Here is a 24,314-nt window from a genome sequence, read left to right on the forward strand (position 1 = left end):
CAGAAAAGGTACAAAAACGAATACGTCCAGTGCGAATGTCGCGGTTCGAGGGCCTCACCGTGACATTCGGGCTGGATATATCTCAAAGAGAACCGACCCGATGGTTGTTGGTCAGAAGACCAACAACGGCGGGTTTAAACATTAGCATACTACACGGTTATGATTGGCTGCGAACCTACGGCTTGCAAGTGTTGGGTGGGTGTTGGTGCTACAAAGCGGTGACGCCCTAACGGGGTCATAACATGTAATGGCCAGGGATTAATAGTTTGCCTAAGCATAAAAAAAAAGGGTGGCAATGCCACCCTTTTCTATTTCATTATAATTTTATTTTACAAAATCGCTCTCACATTATCAATCACCTGTTGCAGGTTGGTGATGTCCTGGCCGCCGGCAGTGGCGAGGGTTTTCTGTCCGCCACCGCCGCCTTTGATGAGGGCTGCTACATTTTCCTTTATTATTTTGCTTGCATCCAGTCCGCGGGCAGCGTTTACTTTTTCGTCTACACCTACTGCTACAAATGGCTTGCCATCTATGTTGGCGCAAAGCACTACTACCAGGTCGTTGAGGTGATTCTTCAGGTCGAGGCAGAGCTTCTTCAACGCATCGGCAGAACTTACGTTCACTATCTGGCCTACGAACGTGATCTCATTGATGATCTCATCTTTGGTCAGTAATTCATTACGAACACCTACCAACTGACGTGCTTCCAGGTGCTCTATGTGCGCTTCAAGTTTTACCTTTTCTTCCTGTAATTTTTCTATGGCTTTCAGCGGATCTTTGTTGTTCTTTAATTGTGCGCCTATGCTGTCAAGTAAAGCCAATTGTTCATTCATAAAACGTTCTGCTGCCACACCACTTACCGCTTCCATACGGCGTACACCCGCAGCCACAGCACCTTCGCTAATTATCTTAAAGAAGCCCAGTTGGCCGGTAGAACCTACGTGTGTACCACCGCACAACTCTATAGAGTAATTAGGATCCATAACTACAACGCGAACTGTGTTGCCATACTTCTCACCAAAGAGTGCCATAGCGCCCATTGCTATTGCTTCATCTTTGGTCATTTCCTTTATCGCCACCGGTACGTTCTCGCGAATCTTGGTGTTGACTATCTTTTCTATCTGTGCTACTTCTTCGTCGGTCACCTTTGCAAAGTGAGAGAAGTCGAAGCGCAGGTTATTATCATTTACTAAAGATCCCTTTTGTGCCACGTGTGTACCCAACACCTCGCGCAGCGCGGCATGCAGCAGGTGCGTGCCACTGTGGTGCACTTCGGTATTAGCGCGTTTACCAGCATCAACCTTAGCCAGCACGGGGCCGGTAACACTATCAGGTAATACTTCGGAGAAATGTATGGTGAGGCCATCTTCTTTCTTGGTATCTATGATCTGTATGCTCTCGTTAGGGAATACAAACTCACCGGTATCACCTACCTGTCCGCCGCTTTCGGCATAGAACGGAGTAGTGTCGAGTACGAACTGGTAGAGGTCTTTACCTTTCGATGTTACCTTGCGGTATTTCAATACATTTCCTTCAGCTTCAAGATCGGTATAGCCTACAAAGTTTACAGTAGCAGCATCGCGCACAACTATCCAGTCGTGGGTATCCAGGGCTGTTGCAGCACGGCTACGAGTCTTTTGTTTTTTCAGTTCTTCTTCAAAGCCCGGCTGATCTACCGCGTAGCCTTTCTCGCCAGCAATCAAGACTGTAAGATCTATAGGGAACCCGTAAGTATCGTGTAGTTCAAAAGCTTTCTCGCCACCAATTACTGTGCCGCTGGTATTCTTGTCGGCCATGAGTGTGTCCATTCTGCGTAGCCCTTTTTCAAGGGTACGTAAGAATGCATCTTCTTCTTCCTTTACTACTTTGGTTACCAGATCCAATTGCTTGTGCAACTCGGGGAATACGTCTTCAAACTGCTTAGCCAAAACAGCCATCAGTTTGTAAAGTAAAGGGTGTTTGAAATCGAGGTAAGAATAGTAGTAACGAACAGCACGGCGAAGGATACGACGAATAACATAACCAGCGCCTGTATTAGACGGCAGCTGACCATCGGCAATAGTAAAGCCTATAGCGCGGATATGATCTGACAATACGCGGAAAGCCACGTCCTGCTTGCTATCTGTATAACCATATTTCTTGCCGGTCATCTGCTCTATAGCAGCAATAGTGCCTGTAAACAGATCAGTATCATAGTTGCTCTGCTTGCCCTGCAATACACGTACTAACCTCTCGAGGCCCATACCTGTATCTACATGCTGAGCAGGAAGTGTTACCAGAGATCCATCTTTCTGACGGTTGAACTGCATGAATACATTGTTCCAGATCTCTATCACCTGCGGGTGGTCCGCATTCACCAGTTTGGCGCCCGGCACTAATGCTTTTTCTTCTTCGGTACGGCAATCTACATGGATCTCGCTGCAAGGACCACATGGACCGGTATCGCCCATTTCCCAGAAGTTATCTTTTTTGTTGCCCATGAGGATACGATCTTCGGCCACATACTGTTTCCAGTAATTGTAAGCCTCTTCGTCCATAGGCAGATTTTCAGCAGCATCGCCCTGAAAAACGGTAACGTATAATTTGTCTTTAGGTATCTTGTATACTTCTGTCAGCAGCTCCCAGCTCCACTCTATTGCTTCCTTCTTAAAGTAGTCGCCAAAGCTCCAGTTGCCCAACATCTCGAACATGGTATGGTGATAAGTATCCACACCTACTTCTTCCAGGTCGTTATGCTTACCGCTTACACGCAGGCACTTTTGGGTGTCTGCTATACGGGTATTAGACGGGGTGCCATTGCCCAGAAAAAAATCCTTGAACTGATTCATACCCGCATTGGTAAACAACAGGGTAGGATCGTTCTTTACAACGATGGGGGCAGATGGCACTATTTCGTGCCCTTTACTTTTAAAAAAATCTAAAAACTGACTTCGTATCTCGTTTGCAGTAAGCATTATTATATAAATAAGGCTGCGAAATTAAGCAAATTTCTCCGACCGTCTATTTTGGTTAATAATGGATTTTTTACAGAGGAAGCCCGGGGAGGCTGAGCCTGGAGATCACCCACAACTTAGATGTATAGGTGAGTCCGAAATGAGTGTCGCCGGAGAAGGTCATTTCTTCATCAGCGTCTTCCATTGTAGCAGTATAACGTATTTCACACTCGGCCTCTGCAGTGTCCTCATTGATAACCACAGATGTTATTTTAAAATCAAGAATGATAAGTCTGCTAAAAGCATCTCTGAAATGGATGATCTTTTCTACAACTTCTTTATTCGTCAGCACTCCCTTGCTTGTCTTTACCACCTTCGCAAGTCCAAGGTAATCGGGTGCCCATTCCTTTTTTTTATCTAATATGTGATTGACAAATTCATTGCAGCGGCTACGGATATCATAGTCGTGGTTGGGATGGTACTCTTCATAGATAAAACAGGTGGTCATGCCTTCTATATGCAAGTCGTTAGTCTCTTCCCTAAAGAGCTCATCGGTAATAAAACGGTATAGTTCACGGTCATCTACCTTACTGATAGTATCTACAGTAATAGCATTATGGTGGAGTACGTCCCTTATCTTATTTAATTCTTCGGTGATCTCGGCATCGGGGATATTATTGACCAGGCGATATGGGGGGCGGCCAATAAGATTATAGACAAGGATCTTCTTACGTTTTGCCAATTCTTCTTCAAACTGCTGCACATAGTCGAGCCACTCGCGCTCAAGCTCAGGTGGCAGATCTTCATCAATAGGAGATATAAAATGGCCACCATGCTCTAATGCAAGCTTAATTTTTTTAATTTCATTTTCTAATCGAAGGTCGTCAAATTGTTCTTCGCCCTTCTCCTCCCCAGGTTCTGACATGTAATTTTATAAACTGTTTATTAGAGAAATGGAACGATATCCCGACAAAACAAATTTCACTTTTATTTATATTTAATTTATTGCCAATTCAAAAAGTACTATCAATCAGTGCTTTTATTATTGAATTTTGCCATTTAATTACTTAAAGTTAATAAATGTACATAAAATATTATTAAGCAATTGGACTAAAGTATAAAAAAATAGTCGAAAAATTTCGACAGAATATTGTTTTTTTGAATGAGTAGGGGTATTCCTTTACTTAGTTGTCTGCTATTATAAGCGGAAAGAAATGAAGGATAATTGAAAGCGATTATATTTGATATTAGCATAAAATGGAATAATGGAAATTGATAGCGGGCCTGTTTTATTGAAGAGAGAAAATACAGCAATTTTTGAGACTGCCTTTAAGCAGCATTTCAAGGCGCTACATGCCTATGCCTATACTATTATAAAAGATGATGTGATGGCCGAGGAAATAGTACAGAATATGTTTTATAAGATATGGAAGAACCGGGAGACAATAACGATCAACCAATCTTTCACAGCCTACCTATACAGATGCGTATATAACGACAGCCTCAATCACCTGAAACATGTAAAAGTAAAAGCAGCTTATCAATCTTATGCAGTCCAAAACATGAGCAATTCAAATAATGCAGCGGATCAAAAGAGCCTCCGCGACCTGGAGCAAAAACTGGATGAGGCGATGAAGGAATTACCGGAACAATGCCGTACTATATTTCAGCTAAGCAGATTTGAAGAGCTGAAATATCTACAGATTGCCGACAAACTGGGAATATCAGTAAAAACGGTAGAGAACCAGATGGGCAAAGCGCTGAGATTGCTTAGGGGAAAGCTGGTAGACTTTCTGCCGGCAGCATTGATAATATTATTACTCACCTTGTAAAATGGATAGTGTGAACAGAAAACCGGAAAATACCGATGACGTGCTGGTAAAATACCTGCTGGGTGAAGCTACAGATACAGAGCAGCAAGAAGTAGAGCAATGGATAGCCGACAGCGCCGAAAACAAAAAACATTTCGACCACTTTAAACTGATATGGGATGAGAGTAAGCACCTGGCGTCTCAAAGTACAGTTGATGAAAATGAAGCGTGGGATCGCTTTATGGCAAAAGTGAAGACAGAAGAGAAGGCGGAAGCAATACAACCAAAGGGCAGAGCGATACCATTGGGCAAGACCAACTGGATGAGAGCTGCTGCTGCATTGGTGCTGCTGATAGGATGCGGAGCCATTTATTATTTCGCCGCAGGGCCGGGCAGTACCATTACTACGCAGGCCGGTGATGTGGCTATGTCCACCACCCTGCCAGATGGTTCGGTAGTGACGCTGAACAGGAATTCATCAATAAGCTACCCTACTTCATTCAGCGGAGGAACGAGACATGTGGTACTGAAAGGTGAAGCCTTCTTTAATGTTACGCCCGACAAAACGAAACCCTTTATCATTGATGCCGATAACAGCAGCATAAAGGTGGTGGGTACTTCATTTAATGTGAAGAGCAATGATGATAAAACAGAGGTAGTTGTAGAAACAGGAATAGTAGAGGTGGCCAAGAAACAATATGCTATAAGAGTATTGCCACACCAGAAAGCGATAGTGCTGAAACAAGAACAAAAGCCGGTGATGGAAAACAGCACTGACGTATTGTACAACTACTACAGAACAAAGGAGTTTGTTTGCGATCACACTCCATTGTATAAACTAACGGATATACTTAATGAGGCATTCGATGTGCATATAGTTATAGCAACGCCAACACTGAAAAACATACCTATTAATAGTACCTACCACGAGCAAAGCCTGGATGCTATATTAGAGAATATAAAAATGCTGACAGGGGCAACCGTGGAAAAAAACGGCAGCGAAATAATATTAAAATAGCCTCATCTGCCGTACCTTTCGCACATGCGCCTTACCGTGAAAAACCTACTTTTATTTATACTGGTGGCTATACTTAGCCATCAGTATAGCTATGCGCAGGGACTGCTGGATAAAAAAGTAACGCTAACACTAACCAAAAAGCCGGTGAAGGAAGTGCTGAACACGATCAGCAACCAGGGAGGCTTTTATTTTTCTTACATCAGTACCACTATTAACAATGATAGCCTTATCAGTATTGCTGTTCATAACAAAACAGTTAAGCAAACACTCGATCTTATTTTCGGAGAGAAGTGCCAGTATAAAGAGAGTGACAACCACATTATTATACAGCCTTCGGCCAAAGAGAAATGGTACGCCATTTCGGGGTATATAACGGACAGGCTTACAGGGATAGGGATAAGTGATGTGAGTGTATTTGAAAGACAAACACTTGCTTCTACCCTTTCGGCAGCCGATGGTCATTTCAGGCTGCTGATAAAGGAAAGCGACCGATACCCTGTAGCTAAGGTGACCGTGACCATGGGCTCTTTTTATGAAGACACTACCATGCTATTTACACAGGGTTATGACCAGCAACTGAATATATCATTGCCGCCGTCCAATCATTCATTGCAGGAAGTGGAGATCAACAGGTATACGGGCGTGGAGCGATCATGGCTGGGAAAACACCTGTTCTCCACAAAGCTGCGTAAGCAGAGCGCCAATCTGGGTAAGTTCTTTGTCGATAAGCCCATTCAATTTTCGCTGACTCCGGGTCTGGGTTCTCATGGCAAACTGAGCGGGCAGGTGGTGAATACATTTTCGTTCAATGCTCTTGGCGGTTATGCTGCGGGCGTAGATGGCTTTGAACTGGGTGGACTCTTTAACATTGACAAGAAGGATGTAAAATATGTGCAGGTAGCGGGGCTATTTAATGTAGTAAGCGGCAACACTGATGGCGTGCAGATAGCGGGGATAACCAACAGGGTAAATGATTCCGTGAATGGTCTGCAAATTTCGGGTATACACAGCCGCATAAAGGGTAGTGTAAAAGGTATGACGGTGGCCGGCATAAAGAGCTACGTTGATGGGAGCTATAAGGGATTCCAGTTATCAGGTATTGCTAACACTATTGAAAACGACCAGCAAGACAGCATGGCTATGGAAGGTTTTCAGCTATCGGGCATAAGAAACAAAACCTATGGCAATGTGGAAGGGCTGCAAATGGCGGGCCTCATCAACGTGGCCAAGGGAGATGTGAACGGAGTGCAGGCATCTGCTATCTTCAACCGCGCTAAAAAGGTAAAGGGTGTGCAGATAGGATTTGTGAATATTGCCGATACGGTAGATGGCTACTGCATAGGGTTTGTGAACATCGTAAAGAAGGGCTATCATACCTTATGCTTGTCTACCAATGAAGTATTCAACACGAACATATCTTTCCAGGGCGGTAATAAGAAGCTATATGGAATCTACACGGTGAGCTTTAATATTAACCCCGACAGAAAGGCTTTTGGGTTGGGCTATGGTATAGGAACGCAAAGGCGCATAACCCCAAAGACAGCATTCCTTGCAGAATTAACAACAGCTGCTATGTACACGGCCGATACTACAACTCCAAACATCATTAAATTCCGCACAGGATTTATATTCGAAATCACGAAAAAGCTTTCCGTTCATTTTGGACCATCTATATCACTCGGTGTTCCATTTAGAGGTCCGTATAAGCCGGGGTATCAGACGCTCAGTCCTGATGATAAATTGTATGAAGTATACAAAGGTACCAAGGTGTCTTCGTGGATAGGCTGGCAAGCTGGGATCAATATTTTTTAGGGTGAAGGTGAAATTCTATAGTTTAAAGAAATTCGCTTAATCAGATATGCGATACCTTCGGCATCGACCCCAATTACAATCTGATTTTTCTATAGACATATGATACCTTCGGCATCATGACAAGTTTTTAGCGCCACACAAAATGGAGGGGGTTGAAACCCATCGCTATTTATGCCGTTCCTGCCTAACGGTAGGCGGGCATTAAGAGCTTGACCAAAAGCTTTAAATTTCTGCCATTAAAAAAACGCAATTGATTTGATCGGGCGCGAAACTATGGCTCGCGTGTAATGGAGGGGATATGTGAGGCTACAAACCTTTTGCACCTACTGCGCAATGACATGTATTGAATGCTGCCCTTTAATGTATAATTGGGATTATGCGGAGACGCAATTACGAGTGCCTACCCATACTGCTCAGATATTAGAAGTCGGTACCGTTACGATTGTTGCGGACCTACGGGGTGCTGTGTAAAAGGTAAAGATATAGGCTACAAAGCTTTTGCACCTAACGGCGTAATGACATTGACTTAAGGGTTCTTCTATACCGATTGCGCTCCTTCAGAGCTTTTATGTTGTGGTGGTTTCTGACGTAGGGCTAAAACGCCCTACGCTATTGAGGACGCTCTTTCAGAGCTTGCTCCTTTGCGTAGGTCAATGACATTCACCTACGCAAAGGAGCAATGACATTAGCCGATACCGATATGTAAGGTCTATTTGGCATTACTACAGTTACAGAGCGCAAGATTTGACAACTTTTAAAAAAGTTGTCAAATCTATTAGTTGTGGCTATAATACCCGCCTCTATTAACAAGTAATTTAATTCTCTGCATAGGGGTATAAACACTGTTGGCTGTCATATTTCAAACAACAGAAATTATGACATCGAAGATCTTAACCCTTGCAGCATTTATACTTGGTTTTACGCAAACACCGTACGCACAAACAGCACATCAACATGTAAATATAGGGCTGGTATATCCGCTGAGCACTAATGGTGTTCATGCGGGGCAGTATAACAACCTACTTTCTCTTAATGCTATAGCCGGGGTGTCCGCTTCAGAGAATGGGCTGTGCCTTGCAGGCGTATCGAACACCATTAAAGATAGTGCCAGTGGAATGGTTGCGGCCGGCGTGGTAAATGTTGTTGGTGGTAATGCAAAAGGTGTGCTGGCAGCGGGTGTGGTAAACATAGTAAAAGGTCAGGTAACGGGCATGCAGGCATCAGGGTTTGTCAATGTGTGCGGCAACATAAATGGCATGCAAACAGCAGGGTTTTGCAATGTAGCTCGTGGCAATGTAAATGGCTTACAGTATGCGGGATTTGTGAACAAGGCAAGGAATGTAAATGTGCAGTATGCGGGGTTCACCAACATTGCCGACTCTGTGCGCGGCGGACAGTTTGCCGGTTTCAACAATACAGCTTTGGGTACGGTAAATGGTGTGCAGGTGGCAGGATTCAGTAATGAAGCACAGAACGTACACACCCAGATCTCGGGATTCATCAACACCGCACGCAATGTGGAAGGTGCGCAAATAGCCGGTTTTATAAACGTAGCGAAAAAAGTAAAAGGTGTGCAGCTATCGGGATTTATGAATATTGCAGATAGCAGCGATTATCCTATTGGTCTCATCAACCTGATAAAGAAAGGCGAGAAGGCAATAGGTGTAAGTGTTGATGAAACGGGCACTACTATGGCTACATTCAGATCAGGCGGCAGGGTGCTGTACGGCATGGTAGGTGCGGGTATCAACAATTATAAGAGTGATGGTCTTTACGCAATAGGCGCAGGACTAGGCGCCCATCTGCTCATGACCAAACACTTCAGGATAAATGTGGAAGCAGCAGTGAATACCCTCTCGGGATTTAACAACAAGTACTTCATCAATACAGGAGTGCGTATATACCCATCTTTTAAAATTGCCCGCGTAGAATTATACGGAGGACCCTCTATCAACTATGGTGCTTACTCCCGCCGTCTTGACAATTATGGCGTAAGCAATACCATATGGTCGAGCAACTATTACAGCTATAAACAAGATCTTCATTTTGGTGTTGTTGGCGGCGTGCAGGTACATATATAAGTAAAAGGTGGTTGCATAAATACCTATGCTTGGTTTACTCCCGGGGTGGTGCTGTGGGCACAAAACGAATACGTCCTTGCGTGAGATTGCTTTCCCGCAATTCTGCGGGATAAACTCAATCCTTGCAATGACGCGATGAGGGTGGTGTTGGGAATATAAAACGAACACGTCCTTGCCTGAGATTGCTTCGTTCCTCGCAATGACCCGATGGGGGTGGTGTTGTAATGTAAAGCGAATACGTCCCGATACTAGATTGCTTCGTTCCTCGCAATGACCCGATGGGGGTGGTGTTGTAATGTAAAGCGAATACGTCCCGATACTAGATTGCTTCGTTCCTCGCAATGACACGATTAGTTGGTGTTGGGAATGTAAAACGAATACGTCCTTGCGTGAGATTACTTCGTGCCTTGCAATGGCCGGTTAGAGATGAGGATTTGGATACAAAAGAAAAACAGAAATAATTTTTAAAGTAAATAGGGGTATCTCTCTCAACAATTGTCATCTATACATAACAACAAATTATACACACTTAAACAACTTAAAACAGCTTAAAACAAGTAACAATGAAAACAGTAATTTTCTCTCTCCTTTGCGCAGCAGTGCTTTTCGTAACCCCATCATGCAACAAAATTTCAGGCGACGGTCCTGTAGTATCACAGAAGCTTAATATCACCGGCTTTACCGGTATATACGCAGGCATAGATGGTGATGTTTATTTCACCCAGGATTCTGTATTTAAAGTAGAAATAGTAGGACAGTCGAACATCATCAGCCACATACAAACTTATGTAGAGAACGGTGTGCTACAGATGCACTTTGAACCATTGGCCAATATAGGCAGACACACACGCGTGACCGCGTATGTAAGCGCGCCATCGGCTTACAACCTGGGTATTAACGGATCGGGCACTTTAAAGGTACTACAGCCAATCATCTCCAGCGACTTAAGTCTGAAAGTAAACGGATCGGGCGATATATATGTGGCACAACTTACCGGCACCAATCTATATGGCAACATCAGTGGATCGGGCAATATCAACATTGGTGCAGGTAGTGTAAGAAACGAATCACTACAGATTAGTGGCAGCGGCACAATTGACCTGTTTAACATCTATGCGAGAACGGTTGATTCCCGCACAAGCGGATCGGGTACTACAAAGGTGAATGTAAATGATGACCTTACAGTAAATATTTCCGGTAGCGGTGATGTATATTGCATGGGCAATCCAAGTGTACATTCTTCTATTTCAGGATCAGGTAAAGTAGTTCACTACTGAAAACACTTCATCATCGAAAACATATTGTCTTACAAGCAAGACATAATAGACAGCCTGCAATACTACAGGTATCGCAGGTTGTTAAAAAGCACACACTACCATGAATAAGATCAGCATTTATATCTTCTTCCTTATAGCTATATGCACTAATACCAACGTGTCAATAGCGCAGGATGCACCGGCACCCACCATGCAAAATGTAACGGGCAACGTATACGATGAAGCATCGAGAACACCACTGTCGGGTGTAGTTATTCTGCAACTGAATACAGGTGTCACACTCAATGGAGGCGTTACTGACTCAGCAGGACACTTTAAGATTGCCGTGCCAATTGGCAGGCAAACATTCAAGCTTACCTATATGGGCTATGAGAGCCGCGTGATCAATGACGTGATCGTTACTGCAGGCAAGGAAGTAAACCTGAACATAGCCATGCAGGAGGCCCTGCATAAACTGAACGAAGTAACGGTAGTGTACAACAAGGCCAAAGACAAAACGCGCACCAACAATGATATGGCGCAGGTAAGCGCCCGCTCATTCAACGTAGAAGAAACCAAAAAGTATGCCGGTGCACTGGGTGACCCATCGCGTATGGCGGCGAACTTTGCCGGTGTAGCATCTGGCAATGATGCTACTAATGACATAGTGGTGAGAGGTAATTCTCCATCAGGCATGCTGTGGCAGTTGGGTGGACTGAACATTCCTAATCCTAACCATTACGGATCATTGGGCAGTACGGGCGGACCGGTAAGCATGATCAACAACAATAACATCGATAAGTCTGACTTTATCACCAGTGCATTTCCAGCGCAATATGGCAATGCGGTAGCCGGGGTATTTGATATCAAACTAAGAGACGGCAATAAGGATAAGAAGGAGTTTATGGCGCAGGTAGGTTTCAATGGTTTTGAGCTGGGTGCGGAAGGGCCACTGGGCAAGAAGAAGAACACATCATATCTTATCAATTACAGGTATTCGACACTAGGGTTGTTCCAGACACTGGGTATCAATTTTGGCACAGGCTCTGCGACACCCTTCTACCAGGATCTGAACTATAAAATAACAACACAAGTAAGCAAGACCGCCAAGGTGAGTCTGTTCGGTATTGCCGGACTAAGCTCGATAGATTTCCTGGGCAAAGATGTAGACAGCACAAAAACAGAACTTTATGGCGGCGATCCTTATGCCAACCAGATGAGCAGGTATGCTACAACAATAACAGGACTCAGCTATGAGCAGCGTCTGTCGTCGAAAACCTTTACCCGCCTTACTCTTGGGTATTCCTCTACTTACGAAAAGTACAATGAAGATTCGCTTAGCTACATAGGTAACTCTGTTACGCCAACCTACTATCATAAATTCACCACCGGTAAAATGTCGGCTATATGGATGATAGCACATAAGCTGAGTGCAAAGGATAATGTGGAAGCTGGTATAACCTATGACCACACCAACTTCTTCCTTAACGACAAGCAACTGCACCCTGGCAGCCCCGATGAAGTATACGTGGACAATAAAGGCAACTATGGACTGGCGCAGGCATATGCACAATGGAAACACAGATTTACCAACAATTTTGCAGCAGTAGGCGGTATGCACTTCCAATACCTTACTATAAGTAATTCGATAGCCGCTGAGCCACGCCTTAGCTTTAGGTATGCATTCAACAGTAAGCAGGCATTAAGTGCAAGCTATGGATTGCACCACCAGGCGCAGAATCTGTACACCTATTATGCACAGACTGAAACAGCAACCGGCATCACCTATACCAACAAAGATCTTGGCTTTACGCGTAGTAATCATTTTGTGCTTACTTACGACTGGAACATAACCCAAAACCTGCGACTGAAAGCAGAGACCTACTACCAGGCATTGGCAAATATCCCGGTTGAACGTACTTCATCAGCATACTCAGAAGTGAATTCAGGTGCTAATTTCAATAACTCATTTGCAGATAGCCTGGCGAATAAAGGCACCGGTCGTAACTATGGTGCGGAGATAACACTTGAGCGTTTCTTTAACAAGGGATACTACTTCCTGTTTACCACGTCACTGTTTCAGTCTTACTACAAGGGCAGCGATGGTGTAGAGCGCAATACAGCCTTTAATACCAATTATGTGTTCAATGCATTGGCAGGTAAAGAGTTTAAGCTGGGCACTAAAGGAAGCGTATTAGCACTCAATCTTAAGCTAACTACCGTTGGCGGCAGGTACCTTACACCTATAGACCTTGACCAGTCGCGTATAGAAGGCAAGGCTGTATATAAAGTAGAGCAGGCATTTTCAGAAAAACAATCTCCGTACCTGAGGGCAGACGTAAAGATCGCTTACCGCAAGGAATACAAAAAGAGTACACTGGAAGTAGCCCTGGATATGCAGAACATCACCAACAACCAGAACGTATTTACCAAGGGATATGACGCAAAAGCAGGTAAAATTGTGACCGTGTATCAGCAGAGTTTCTTCCCTATTCCTATGATCAGGTATACATTCTAAAAGCAACTAAATAGTGGACATATTTGGTGACCTACGCCCTATCAACATTAGTCAAAGAGATCTATAGCCCCTGTCATTAAAATAGCCGCCACATGTGTGACGGCTATTTTTGTAATTCACTGACAATTTCAATTATTTATAGATCAATACCTCATTCCTGCCTTCACTTGTTTTGCAAGCTCTGTACATACCCTCACTATTAAAAGGCATTTCAATATTGCCATGTTTGTCCAAGGCTATAAGGCCGCCTTCGCCGCCTATTTCCACCAGCTTATCATGCACTACTATGTCGCAGGCTTCTTTCAATGAAAGGCCTTTGTAGTCTATAAGACAGGAGATATCATATGCCACTACCGAGCGGATGAACAACTCGCCAACACCGGTGCAGGATATGGCACAGGTATCGTTGTTGGCATACGTGCCTGCACCTATTACGGGGCTATCTCCTATACGTCCGAATTTTTTGTTGGTCAATCCGCCGGTACTGGTTGCTGCGGCCAGATTGCCATTCATATCGAGGGCTACAGCTCCTACTGTGCCAAATTTCTTGTCCGTTTTTTCTTCTTCCTTAACGGTGTGGTCCAGTTGCACTACATCATCTTTCAGTGCCTGCTGCCACTGCTGGTAGCGTTGCTCGGTGTAGAAGTAGGCATCCTCTTCCATAGCCATGCCTTGTGCCCTTGCGAATTCTTCTGCTCCCACACCGGCCAGCATTACATGGCCGCTATGCTCCATCACAGCCCTGGCCACTTGTACGGGGTTCTTTACATGTGCTATACCACATACTGCGCCCGCAGCCAGGGTTTTACCATCCATTAGCGCTGCATCCATTTCCTGCATACCCTTGTTGTTAAATACGCTGCCTTTGCCGGCGTTAAACAATGGAAAATCTTCAAGGCTGGTGACAGCTGCCTCTATTGCATCAACGGCACTACCGCCGGCTTCCAGTATCTTATAACCTGCATCTATGGCATTCTGCAAGCCTGTTTCATACTGCAATTGCAGTTCGGGGGTCATTGTGCTGCGTAAAATGGTGCCCGCACCGCCATGTATGGCAATGCAATATTTTTGTGTCATATACCTTTATTTCTGTGTAAGAAGATAAAAGTAGTGTTTTTATCTGTGGAAGGAAATTGAAAAATCGCCTATTGCTGACTCAGCAACTTATACTCCTCATTAGAGATCATCTTGTAGTCGGCAGGAATACGAAAGACAGCGTTCTCTACCGGCGACTGACTTACCGATTCAGCCACCATGTGCATGGTAAACCCTTTTACGTCATCGGAGTAAGTGTACTCTAATGGCATAAAGCGGGAATCGGGAAAGCGTTCATAGGTGATAGTTTTGTCAGGGTACCAATCGAGGCTAACATATAAATTAGCCTTCGATCCGTTTTTATAGACCAATACTGTTTTCATGGCCTTCTTGCCCGCAATAACCTTTTCCTTGTCCGGATCTTCCAGCATAGTAAATCCTTTATAAGGTTCCTGCCTGCTGCTCATTTCGTCCATAGATAGCTGTATGGCGTATTTCCTGCCATTATTAGATCTCAGCGAATAGACGGTATTGTCATTGGTGTTGATCAACTCCACATTCTCAAAACCATTGCTCAGTTTCAGTTCCTTTCTAATAAAGCCATTCTTGAACGTGAATATGTAAGTACCGGTAAACGTTGCTTCGGCCTTGTTCTTAAACTCCACTTTATACTTTACAGTCCCTTCAGTAAACGGGCACTGTGCCATGGCAACGACCACAGAAAGGAGAAGAAATGACAGTAAAAAGAGTACTTTGTTTTTCATTGTTTGTCTTGGTAATTCAGGGCAATTGAGATATAGAAAATATGGATACAATTTACGCAATCTGCTTTATTCACAACACTTTTGGTTAAATTATATTTACACTCCGACCATTAAAGCTGTAGAATTCGTACATTGCTTGTTGATATTATAACAAGTTTGGTGCCATGATTTTTTTGAAGAAGTTGACTAAAGCAAACGGATTTATTGCGGGTGCTGCCCTATCGGCAACTGCATTCTTTTTTATACATGCCCGCTCGGCAGATGATCCCTATTTTGAAATTTCCAAGAATCTCGATATTTACACCAACCTCTTCAAGGAGCTGAACACCTATTATGTTGATCCTATTGAACCGGGCAAACTGGTAAAAACGGGGGTTGACGCTATGCTGGATGACCTGGACCCGTATACCAACTACATTACCGAGTCTGATGTGGAGGATTATGAATTCATGACCACGGGTAAGTATGGTGGCATTGGCGCTAATATGCACCGCAAGGGCGATGATATATTTGTAGGCGATGTTTACGAGAACAGCCCGGCACAAAAGGCAGGTCTGCATCCCGGCGATGTGGTGATATCGGTAGACAATCAACAGGTAAAAGGAAAGAGCGTAGATGATCTGAGTCTTCTATTAAAAGGATCTCCCGGCACTCAACTTACCTTAAAGATCAAAGATGCTTACACCGGTGTAGAATCTTCCAAGATCATTACCCGCGGTGAAATTGAAATATCCAGTGTTCCTTACGCCTCGCTCATTGGTCCGGGTAAAGATATTGCTTATGTGAAGCTCACTCAGTTTACGCAGGGTTGTGCGCGCCAGGTAAGAAATGCTTACGACAGTCTGAAGAAAGCACAACCTGCTCTGAAAGGCCTTGTGCTGGATGTAAGGAATAACCCGGGCGGATTGGTAGATGAAGCCGTGAATATCTGCAACATATTTGTAGACCGCGACCAGACAGTGGTAACCACGCGTGGCAAGATACCCGATATGGACAAAGACTATAAAACAGCAGGTACGGTCTGGAACAAAGATCTTCCGCTCACGGTACTGGTCAATAAGTCTTCTGCATCAGCGTCAGAGATCGTGGCAGGCACTATGCAAGACCTCGACAGGGGCGTGATCATTGGTGAGCGCTCATATGGCAAAGGGCTTGTGCAGGTAACCCGTCCTCTGGGTTTCAATGCGCATCTTAAACTCACCATTGCCCGCTATTACACGCCCAGTGGCCGTTGTATACAGGCGCTCGACTATACTCACCGCAATGCAGACCACTCTGTAAGTACGTTTGCCGACTCCCTAAAGAAATCATACAAAACCCGCAATGGCCGTACCGTGCTTAGCGGCGGAGGCATAGAGCCAGACGTGAAGATCAAAGACGATCCTACCAGTCAGCTAGCTATTACACTCTACGTAAAGAATTACCTGTTTGACTACGCAACCGACTATGCCGGCAAGCATAAATCAATTGCGGACCCAACAAAATTCTCATTAACCGAAGCAGAGTTCGCCGACTTTACAAAATGGCTGGACAAGAAAGATTATTCTTATAAAACAGAGACCGAGTCAGAACTGGATTCATTAAAAGCGATAGCGGTAAAAGAAAAGTACTACGACGATACCAAGGCTGAATTTGATGCACTGAAGGCTAAACTATCTCACGATAAAAAGCAAGACCTGCAGAAGAACAAAGAGGCAGTAAAGCAAATGCTGGAGAACGAGATCGTATCCCGCTATTACTTCAGCAAAGGCCGCATAGCGCAAAATATGCAGCACGATAAAGAACTGGATAAGGCAGTTGCGCTAATAGCATCAAGTGCCGAATTTGACGCCTTACTTAAAGTGAAGAAATAGGCAGAAGGCCAGCATCGCGCAACACCGCTTCCAGCTCTGATAATATCATAGCTGTAGCGCCCCATATTATTGTGCTGTCTTGCAGTACATAGGCATTTACCTTAAGCTTTACATCGGGCATGGCGGGTGAGGTGACGTGCGTTACTTCCTTTCTCGACGGATGGGACAGATCACTTACCGGAACTTCAAGAATATAAGATACCTCAGCCTGGCTTAGGTTATAGGCTGGCCTTTGTGCCGAAAAGCCTACATAGGGATATACATTAAAATTGCTCACAGGTATGTAGAGCGAGGTAAGCGCGCCAAGAATATCTACATCGGCCGCCATTATACCCACTTCCTCATTTGCTTCTCTAAGGGCGGTTGCCCGGTAGTCGGCATCATTCTGCTCATAGCTGCCACCCGGAAAGCTCACCTGGCCGCTGTGCGGGGTGTTATCCTCCCTGCGTTTCATGAATAGAATATGAGGCTCACCATTTAGTGGAAAAATAAGACATAACACCGCACTGGGTCGGGCATTAGCGGGCACTGCCATAGGCATGGGCCTTACACGGCCCATCATCAATTCCTGGGCTTTACTGCCCGGCAGGGATTCCCTCAGGCGTTTCTTTATTTGGTCTATCTGCTGTTCTTCCACGTTCTATTGTCAAAGGTATTAACTAGTCAATATATTCATGTTTTTTTCTGATCAGAAGTGCCCGTTCTGTAACCTTTACACGTAGGTAGATGTAGTATAAGGGTAGGTTCACAAAATAATAGAGCAAAACATAATACCTTTGCAGTCGTATGAAAGGGTAAATTCTTTCTTATGTTATTCATTGGCCGACATCAAAACACTATACAACAAGGTTCCACCACTGGTAAGGTCATTCTTACTAAAGGCCGCGCTTATATTTATAGTGTGGCAGCTGCTGTATAATTTTGTGCTCGATCCGATCAGAGTTCCAGACAGGCAATTGACCAATGCAACAGCCTACTCTACTGCGAAGTTTATGTCCGCATTTTATGACAATGTTGGTGCTGTCTATACACACAACAATGCTACCGCATCTGCCATTATTACTATAAACGGACGTGGTGTATTGGGTATACTCGATCCCTGCAACGGACTGGATATTTATGTGCTCTTTATTTCTTTTTTATTCTGCTTTCCCGGCACAGCCAAAAGGCGGGGATTGTTCATTTTAATGGGCCTACCTTACATCTATATCATCAATACTATCCGTTGTGCCTTGATAGGCTGGCTGAATATAGCGCACAGGGGTTGGGTAGATATCAGCCACCACTATATTTTTACTGCGGCTGTATATCTTCTTGTGTTCTACCTTTGGATGGAATATACCAAAACGAAAAGAGCAACTGTACATGCGGGGTAGAGCGCTATTTATCATTTCCTTTATTGTTATCATCTTATTCAGCTGGGCCAATGTTGATTATTTTGGCTCTGTGCATAACAATGCCTTTGGCCCAACGGTTAACCAGATCGTTCATATCATAGCATTTTTACTAACAGCGGGTATAGGCTATATTAACTGGCGCCAACATGATAAGTGGGTCAATAGCCTATGGTTGGGATTATATGCATTAGTACTTCTATTGTTCCTGGCCAGCGGTGTGCTATTTCACTTCACCCACAATGAGCTGATCAAACGCACAGGTGCAGGCCTGCGCAACAGGTTTACAGAGCCGCTCCCTTTTCTTGTTTTTTACCTGTTTACGGTGTTGTCCAAACAATTATCCCGAACCACTGATACACACAATAAAAAGGGCTGATCATGGTGATCAGCCCTTTTAGTATTTGCCAAAATTTTATTAGAAGAAGTTATAATCTCGTCTGGCGGAGTTAAGCCTTATGCCCAGGTACACATAACTGGTAGTTAGTGGCCCGGCAGGATCGTAACCTACAGAAGAATAACCGTTATACACTTTCGAGGCATTATCGAATTTCCTGTAAACAGTACCTAGGTCAATAAACAGGTTTCTCGATGCCTGGTAAGACAGGTTCAGATTAATGCTCATTACCTGGCTCTTTGGTCCGTTAACCATCTTTATCCCATAGTCTTTAGGGCGTGAAGTATATGTTTTGAATACATCGTTACCCAGGTTTGCACCGCCTGTATCTACGCCATGCACGTAGTACATGCCTTTAAGTGTTACCATCAGGTTTTTTGCGGGTTGGTAGCGGGCGATACCTATCATCTTTATATAGCCCGATCCAAGAGGATCGGCCAATGGCTGGTTGAAGTTGGTATAGTTGGCAATAGTGTCTTTGGCAGCATATGCATAAGGGCGTACCGCATCCAGTTCGGCCTGGAGGTCCAGGTTCTTTACGCCCAACGCATCAAAATATTTGGCACCCAGCTGATAACCGTACTTATTACCGTACCATCCCTTTCCTGATACAAGTTCCGATGCCTTGAATTCGTTGAGCATGAACTGCCCGTAAAACTGCAGATGCTTTGCTGCTATGGCTTTAAAAGACCAGCCAATGAGCGATTTGTCTGCACTGCCATTAAAATTATTAGCCGCAAGCGTAAACGCTACCGGATTAAGGTAGTTGAGCTCATAGCCATTAGCACGGTCAAATATGATAGACTCAAAATAGCTTAGATTCAGCCATGGCCTTGCATTAAATGATATGAAGTGCATGGTGGCATACTTGTGCGCATATAGCTGATCGCCTGCCTGTTTATTGTATTGTCCCGTTAGCTGCAGGTACAAGCTCTCATAGTTAAGTTTCCATATTCTTGCACGCAACTTCAGGAAGGTCATGTTAGATGAGAAGTCGCTCAGGAAAAGGCTCGTAACACCATCGCCTATAAAGTTTTTACCCGACCCGAAGGTAACACTCACCTTATCCTTCACAGCAGCGAAGTCTACGTAACCACTTGCATTGAAGTAAGAGAAGTTTGCACCTCTTGACTTAGGCACAAAAAAGTAGTCGGCACCCGGCACTGCCATGTACTTGCCATCTTTCATAGCATAATTATATACGTATCCCGGCATAGATTCTATGTTGTCAGTCAGCATAGTATAGAAACCTATACGCTTACCGAACCATCCGCGAAATTCAAGGTCATAGCTACCGTAAAGGTGATATCCGCTCAGTCCTTTTACCGATACGCTACCCCCGCCACTGTTGGCCTCTTGTGTAGAAACATAATTCTGCACCGGGTTTATGATCAGTAAAAAGTCCTTGGTCTTTACATAGCCCATGTTGTAACGGTCTTTGTATATCTTGCCCCACAGGGTATGTTTTCCTTTTATAAATCCATTCTCATCAGCCGCCCATTCACCATGCTCGGCAACAAGCATACGCATATTATACAGGTCTATTTTGCTGAATGGGTTTTTGCGGGTAGTGTCGGCGGCCCAGCTCTGCATAGATTCGGCAAAATGGACTGCATTCTTCCTTGACTCCAGTTTGTCACTTAAGTTCAGGCTATCACATAGCCTCCCCGACCTTGTTTCCAACCTATCCAGCAGCAGGTAGTTGTCAGATCCGGTGGCTATATAGGTCGTTTGGGCAGTAGAACAGTAAGTTGATAAAGCAAGGGCAAGAGCGAGGTAGGCTTTTTTCTGCATAAAGGCGTTTTACAGATATGTAAATTGTAGATTTGCGTGGTAAAATTAAGCGTTATTCACTAATACGCCGCATATAACAACATGACAACGATATTAATAAAAAACGTCACCATAGTAAACGAAGGTATCAGCAAGGTATCAGACATTCTGTTGAAAGATGGTCTTATAGATAAAATTGACACCAACATCACACCTGCAGGCAACTATAAGGAGATAAATGGCGAAGGGCTGCACTTGCTACCGGGTGTTATTGACGACCAGGTACACTTCCGCGAGCCGGGTCTTACCCATAAAGCCAATATTCATACTGAAGCGGCAGCAGCTGTGGCCGGTGGCACTACCACTTTTATGGAGATGCCCAATACCAACCCGCCCGCTATCACCCAGCAATTGCTGCAAGACAAGTATGATATTGCGGCGGCTACCTCTGTAGCCAATTACTCCTTCTTTATGGGCGTATCTAACAGCAATGCCGATGAGGTACTGCGCACCAACGACAAAAAGAACGAAGTATGCGGTGTGAAGATATTTATGGGATCGAGTACAGGCGATATGCTGGTAGACAACTACCTTACCCTGAACAAGATCTTTTCAGAATCAGAGTTGCTTATTGCCACCCATTGCGAAGATGAGCGCGTGATCACAGAAAACAAGGCCAAATACCCTGATGCTGATAATGCTTCTTACCATCCGCTGATCCGCGATACAGAAGCATGTTTTGCCAGTTCATTTTCAGCGGTACAGCTGGCCATGATCCACAAGACCCGCCTGCATATACTGCATATATCTACTGCCCGTGAGCTACAGTTGTTCACCAACATGTTCCCGCTGACCGACAAGCGCATAACATCAGAGGTGTGTGTACATCACCTGCATTTTACTGCCGATGATTATCCGCAATACGGCAATCTCATAAAATGCAATCCGGCGATTAAAGCCAAAGAGAACAGGGATGCTCTGTGGGAAGCACTGCTTGACGACAGATTGGATATAATAGCTACCGATCACGCTCCCCACACCTGGGAAGAAAAGCAACAGCCTTACCAACAAGCACCTGCAGGTGTGCCATTGGTGCAGCATTCGCTAGTCCTTATGCTGCAATATGCAAAGCAGGGCAAGTTGAGCATTGAAAAGGTGGTAGAGAAAATGTGTCACGCGCCGGCTCAATGCTTCCAGATAGCTAAAAGAGGTTATATACGCGAGGGTTACCATGCCGACCTGGTGTTGGTGAATATGAACGAAACATACACCGTGAGCAAGGAGAATATCCTTTATAAATGTGGCTGGTCGCCGTTTGAAGGACATACGTTTCCGGCAAAGATCGTGAATACTATAGTTAACGGAAATATCGTTTATGAAAACGGCAAAGTTTTGGATCTATACAGAGGACAAAGAATATTGTTTGACAGATAAAGTGAAGATGGCAAAAATAAATACCACCATTTCACTAATTCTATTCCATTTCTGCTTCGTTGCAAAAGTCTTTAAATAGGTCACTATTCGCAGATTTTGCGCCTTGCACAAAAGAAATATAATCATTAAACTTGATGGCATTTATTTTCGCCATCCTCACTGATGCAAAACGACAAGATCACACTTAAAGACCTCTCTATCTTTACTTCAGACGGCAGTGGAGGTGTCTTCGACCTTATAGACCGTACCACTTCACTGGCCGGGAAGGATATGCTGCGCAAGCACCTGCATCATCCGCCCGACACGGCTGAGAATCTGATAGCTACGCAGGAAGCTATTAAATTCTGGAGCAAACACCTGCAGCTATGGCCAAAGATCATTTCTAACGGCACAATAGTGATGCTGGAAAAATTCTTTGAGTCGGCAGATAATGTAAGTGCACCACCAACAGGTATTACCCTGATGATGGGAACAATGATGCAAAAGGTGTTCAATAAGCAGGAGTACTTTTTAACCAAATTCTCGCTTTCCCATCTTTCAGATTTTTTGAAGGGTTGCCAACAACTGGCAGAAATAGCCGACAACGAAGTTGTTCCATCAGCATTGAGACATGAACTGGATGCTATAAACAAGGAACTGGAACACAGGTTGGCAAATAAGATGATGAACGTGAATCCGGATGCCCAATACTCTGAACTGGCGCAGCTCAACTACCAGGCTCGCCGCGAAATGAAGAGTATGGTCTATCGCCTCATCAACCACTATGCGCGGCTAGATGCATGGCAATCTATGGCACGGGCAACCAATGAACATAAGTGGGTATTTCCTGAAATACTGCCGGCATTGCCTATTCGCTTCGAAATGGAGCAACTATATCACCCTTTGATACAGCAGCCAATTGGATACGATATAACATTTGATAATAGCCGCAACTTCCTGGTGCTTACGGGGGCCAACATGTCGGGCAAGACCACCTTTATGCGCTCACTGGGTGTTGGTGCTCTTATGGCTCATCTGGGCATGGGCGTACCCGCAAAAGCACTTCGTATCAGCTTTCTGCAGGGCATCATCACCAACATGCATGTAGAAGACAACATACTGAAAGGAGAAAGTTATTTCTTTGCCGAAGTGCAACGCATGAAGCAGACCGCCGAAAAGCTACAACAACATCAACCCCACCTGGTACTGATGGATGAACTCTTTAAAGGCACTAACGTACATGACGCATATGAGTGTACCAAGGCAGTAATGGATGGTTTGCTCAATCATAACAATCACCTGATGATACTGTCTACCCACCTCTATGAAGTGGCGCACCAATTTGCCGAAAACAAAGAGATCCTATTCTCCTACTTCGAGACGGAGCTAGACAAGGATAGCAGCTACAGGTTCACCTATAAACTAAAACCCGGCATATCTAACGACCGCATTGGGTATCGTATATTGCAGAAAGAAGGTGTAATTTCGCTGCTGCAAAAAAAGCGTTGACATGAAGTCGAAAATATTTGTGATCGTCATTGCCACTCTTATTGTGTTGCCAGTGCTATACCTGGTGACCAATGAACTGAAATACCGTTCTAAACACGGCAATGAGCCGGTTCCTGTTAACAATACTTTAGATAGCACTATTGCACCAAACGGCGATACTATAAAATAGTAATGCATAAATTTAGTGTGCCGTAAGGCCAGTAAATATGAAAAAGCTACTCCTGATCATCCTCCTTGCAATTTGCGGCATCAATGCAGATGCACAGAGCCGCGGACGTTATAAGCGAATGCCCGTAGATAGCCTGCCCTATATGAAGTCGCCGGAGTTGCCGGCATACAACATAAGGTTAATGGACAGTACAACCATCTTCAATACATTTAATATTGCTAAAGGAAAATATACGGCCATCTTCTTCTTCGACCCCGGCTGCAGTCATTGCCACGATATTACTGCAGAGCTGACACGCGGTATGGATTCGCTGAAAAACATCCAGTTTTACTTTACTACGCCTAATCCTGATTTTACGGCTATGCGTAAGTTTGCATCAGATATGCACCTTGCCGATTATGCCAACATAGTTGGCATTGGCCGTGACTATGAGTTTTTCTTTATAGACTATTACAACGTGAATTCCTTCCCCGACCTAGCACTCTATGATGAGAACAAAATGATCGTGCACCTGTTTGAAGGAAGGGTTACTGTTAAGGATCTTTATGAGTACACCCACAAGAAGTAATTTACGTCTT

The 24,314-nt window shown here is 44.4% G+C and carries 19 protein-coding genes; 13 read left to right on the forward strand and 6 right to left on the reverse strand.

The genetic code is table 11. The features are described 5' to 3' along the window. Positions 1-329: 329 nt before the first annotated feature. On the reverse strand, positions 330-2,954 hold the full coding sequence (gene alaS / locus CJD36_RS09650; protein WP_105038921.1) for an alanine--tRNA ligase: 2,625 nt from the start codon (positions 2,952-2,954) through the stop codon (positions 330-332). A 70-nt stretch (positions 2,955-3,024) separates the two neighbouring features. Continuing rightward, positions 3,025-3,858 (reverse strand): hypothetical protein, encoded by an 834-nt coding sequence (locus tag CJD36_RS09655; protein WP_105038922.1) that lies wholly within the window; start codon positions 3,856-3,858, stop codon positions 3,025-3,027. A 340-nt stretch (positions 3,859-4,198) separates the two neighbouring features. Between CJD36_RS09655 and CJD36_RS09660 the strand changes: the two genes are divergently transcribed. The 6 genes from CJD36_RS09660 to CJD36_RS09685 all read left to right on the forward strand — a co-directional run bounded on the left by CJD36_RS09660 (position 4,199) and on the right by CJD36_RS09685 (position 13,429). Continuing rightward, positions 4,199-4,765, forward strand: a complete 567-nt coding sequence (locus CJD36_RS09660; RefSeq protein ID WP_105038923.1) for an RNA polymerase sigma-70 factor — start codon at positions 4,199-4,201, stop codon at positions 4,763-4,765. 10 nt (positions 4,766-4,775) lie between these two features. Then, entirely contained in the window at positions 4,776-5,762 is a 987-nt protein-coding gene (locus CJD36_RS09665; RefSeq protein ID WP_161499262.1) for a FecR domain-containing protein, read from the forward strand. A 36-nt stretch (positions 5,763-5,798) separates the two neighbouring features. Further along, positions 5,799-7,574, forward strand: coding sequence for an STN and carboxypeptidase regulatory-like domain-containing protein (locus tag CJD36_RS09670; protein WP_133162580.1), 1,776 nt, complete (start codon positions 5,799-5,801; stop codon positions 7,572-7,574). Between the two features lie 875 nt (positions 7,575-8,449). Next, entirely contained in the window at positions 8,450-9,655 is a 1,206-nt protein-coding gene (locus CJD36_RS09675; protein WP_105038926.1) for a hypothetical protein, read from the forward strand. Positions 9,656-10,218: 563 nt separating this feature from the next. Continuing rightward, positions 10,219-10,932 (forward strand): head GIN domain-containing protein, encoded by a 714-nt coding sequence (locus CJD36_RS09680; RefSeq protein WP_105038927.1) that lies wholly within the window; start codon positions 10,219-10,221, stop codon positions 10,930-10,932. A gap of 100 nt (positions 10,933-11,032) precedes the next feature. After that, positions 11,033-13,429: a TonB-dependent receptor gene (locus CJD36_RS09685; protein ID WP_105038928.1), complete on the forward strand. Its 2,397-nt coding sequence runs from the start codon at positions 11,033-11,035 to the stop codon at positions 13,427-13,429. Between the two features lie 132 nt (positions 13,430-13,561). Here the strand turns inward: CJD36_RS09685 and CJD36_RS09690 are convergent, their stop codons facing one another. Together CJD36_RS09690 and CJD36_RS09695 are read right to left on the reverse strand one after the other, a co-directional pair. Next, positions 13,562-14,506, reverse strand: a complete 945-nt coding sequence (locus CJD36_RS09690) for an isoaspartyl peptidase/L-asparaginase family protein (RefSeq protein ID WP_105038929.1) — start codon at positions 14,504-14,506, stop codon at positions 13,562-13,564. Between the two features lie 68 nt (positions 14,507-14,574). Continuing rightward, the gene (locus tag CJD36_RS09695) at positions 14,575-15,228 is read right to left on the reverse strand and encodes a hypothetical protein (RefSeq protein ID WP_133162581.1); all 654 of its coding nucleotides are present in this window, start codon (positions 15,226-15,228) and stop codon (positions 14,575-14,577) included. Between the two features lie 164 nt (positions 15,229-15,392). Here CJD36_RS09695 and CJD36_RS09700 point away from each other — a divergent pair, with 164 nt between their 5' ends. Next, positions 15,393-17,081 carry a S41 family peptidase gene (locus CJD36_RS09700; RefSeq protein ID WP_105038931.1) on the forward strand — a complete coding sequence of 563 codons (1,689 nt, stop codon included), beginning with the start codon at positions 15,393-15,395 and terminating at the stop codon, positions 17,079-17,081. Here the strand turns inward: CJD36_RS09700 and CJD36_RS09705 are convergent. Then, positions 17,065-17,718 carry an NUDIX hydrolase gene (locus CJD36_RS09705; protein WP_105038932.1) on the reverse strand — a complete coding sequence of 218 codons (654 nt, stop codon included), beginning with the start codon at positions 17,716-17,718 and terminating at the stop codon, positions 17,065-17,067. The two genes, CJD36_RS09700 and CJD36_RS09705, sit on opposite strands and share 17 nt — an antisense overlap. A gap of 139 nt (positions 17,719-17,857) precedes the next feature. On the opposite strand from CJD36_RS09705, the gene CJD36_RS09710 reads away from it, so the two are divergent. Beyond that, complete coding sequence (locus tag CJD36_RS09710; RefSeq protein WP_161499263.1) at positions 17,858-18,457, forward strand: archaeosortase/exosortase family protein; 600 nt, start codon at positions 17,858-17,860, stop codon at positions 18,455-18,457. Beyond that, positions 18,447-18,854 carry a hypothetical protein gene (locus CJD36_RS09715; RefSeq protein ID WP_105038934.1) on the forward strand — a complete coding sequence of 136 codons (408 nt, stop codon included), beginning with the start codon at positions 18,447-18,449 and terminating at the stop codon, positions 18,852-18,854. Before CJD36_RS09710 ends, CJD36_RS09715 begins: the two co-directional genes overlap by 11 nt. A 39-nt stretch (positions 18,855-18,893) precedes the next feature. Here the strand turns inward: CJD36_RS09715 and CJD36_RS09720 are convergent, their stop codons facing one another. Continuing rightward, the gene (locus CJD36_RS09720) at positions 18,894-20,666 is read right to left on the reverse strand and encodes a hypothetical protein (RefSeq protein WP_105038935.1); all 1,773 of its coding nucleotides are present in this window, start codon (positions 20,664-20,666) and stop codon (positions 18,894-18,896) included. A gap of 81 nt (positions 20,667-20,747) precedes the next feature. On the opposite strand from CJD36_RS09720, the gene CJD36_RS09725 reads away from it, so the two are divergent. The 4 genes from CJD36_RS09725 to CJD36_RS09735 all read left to right on the forward strand — a co-directional run bounded on the left by CJD36_RS09725 (position 20,748) and on the right by CJD36_RS09735 (position 24,304). Beyond that, a complete protein-coding gene (locus CJD36_RS09725; protein WP_105038936.1) occupies positions 20,748-22,079 on the forward strand; it encodes a dihydroorotase in 1,332 nt (443 codons plus the stop codon). A gap of 162 nt (positions 22,080-22,241) precedes the next feature. Continuing rightward, the gene (locus tag CJD36_RS09730; RefSeq protein WP_105038937.1) at positions 22,242-23,567 is read left to right on the forward strand and encodes a MutS-related protein; all 1,326 of its coding nucleotides are present in this window, start codon (positions 22,242-22,244) and stop codon (positions 23,565-23,567) included. Between the two features lies 1 nt (position 23,568). Continuing rightward, positions 23,569-23,736 (forward strand): hypothetical protein, encoded by a 168-nt coding sequence (locus CJD36_RS23235; protein WP_161499264.1) that lies wholly within the window; start codon positions 23,569-23,571, stop codon positions 23,734-23,736. A gap of 37 nt (positions 23,737-23,773) precedes the next feature. Next, complete coding sequence (locus CJD36_RS09735) at positions 23,774-24,304, forward strand: TlpA family protein disulfide reductase (RefSeq protein ID WP_105038938.1); 531 nt, start codon at positions 23,774-23,776, stop codon at positions 24,302-24,304. Positions 24,305-24,314 lie beyond the last annotated feature (10 nt).

Origin of the sequence: Flavipsychrobacter stenotrophus (assembly GCF_002954265.1) — a bacterium.
In the GTDB taxonomy this organism is placed as follows: Bacteria; Bacteroidota; Bacteroidia; order Chitinophagales; family Chitinophagaceae; genus Flavipsychrobacter; species Flavipsychrobacter stenotrophus.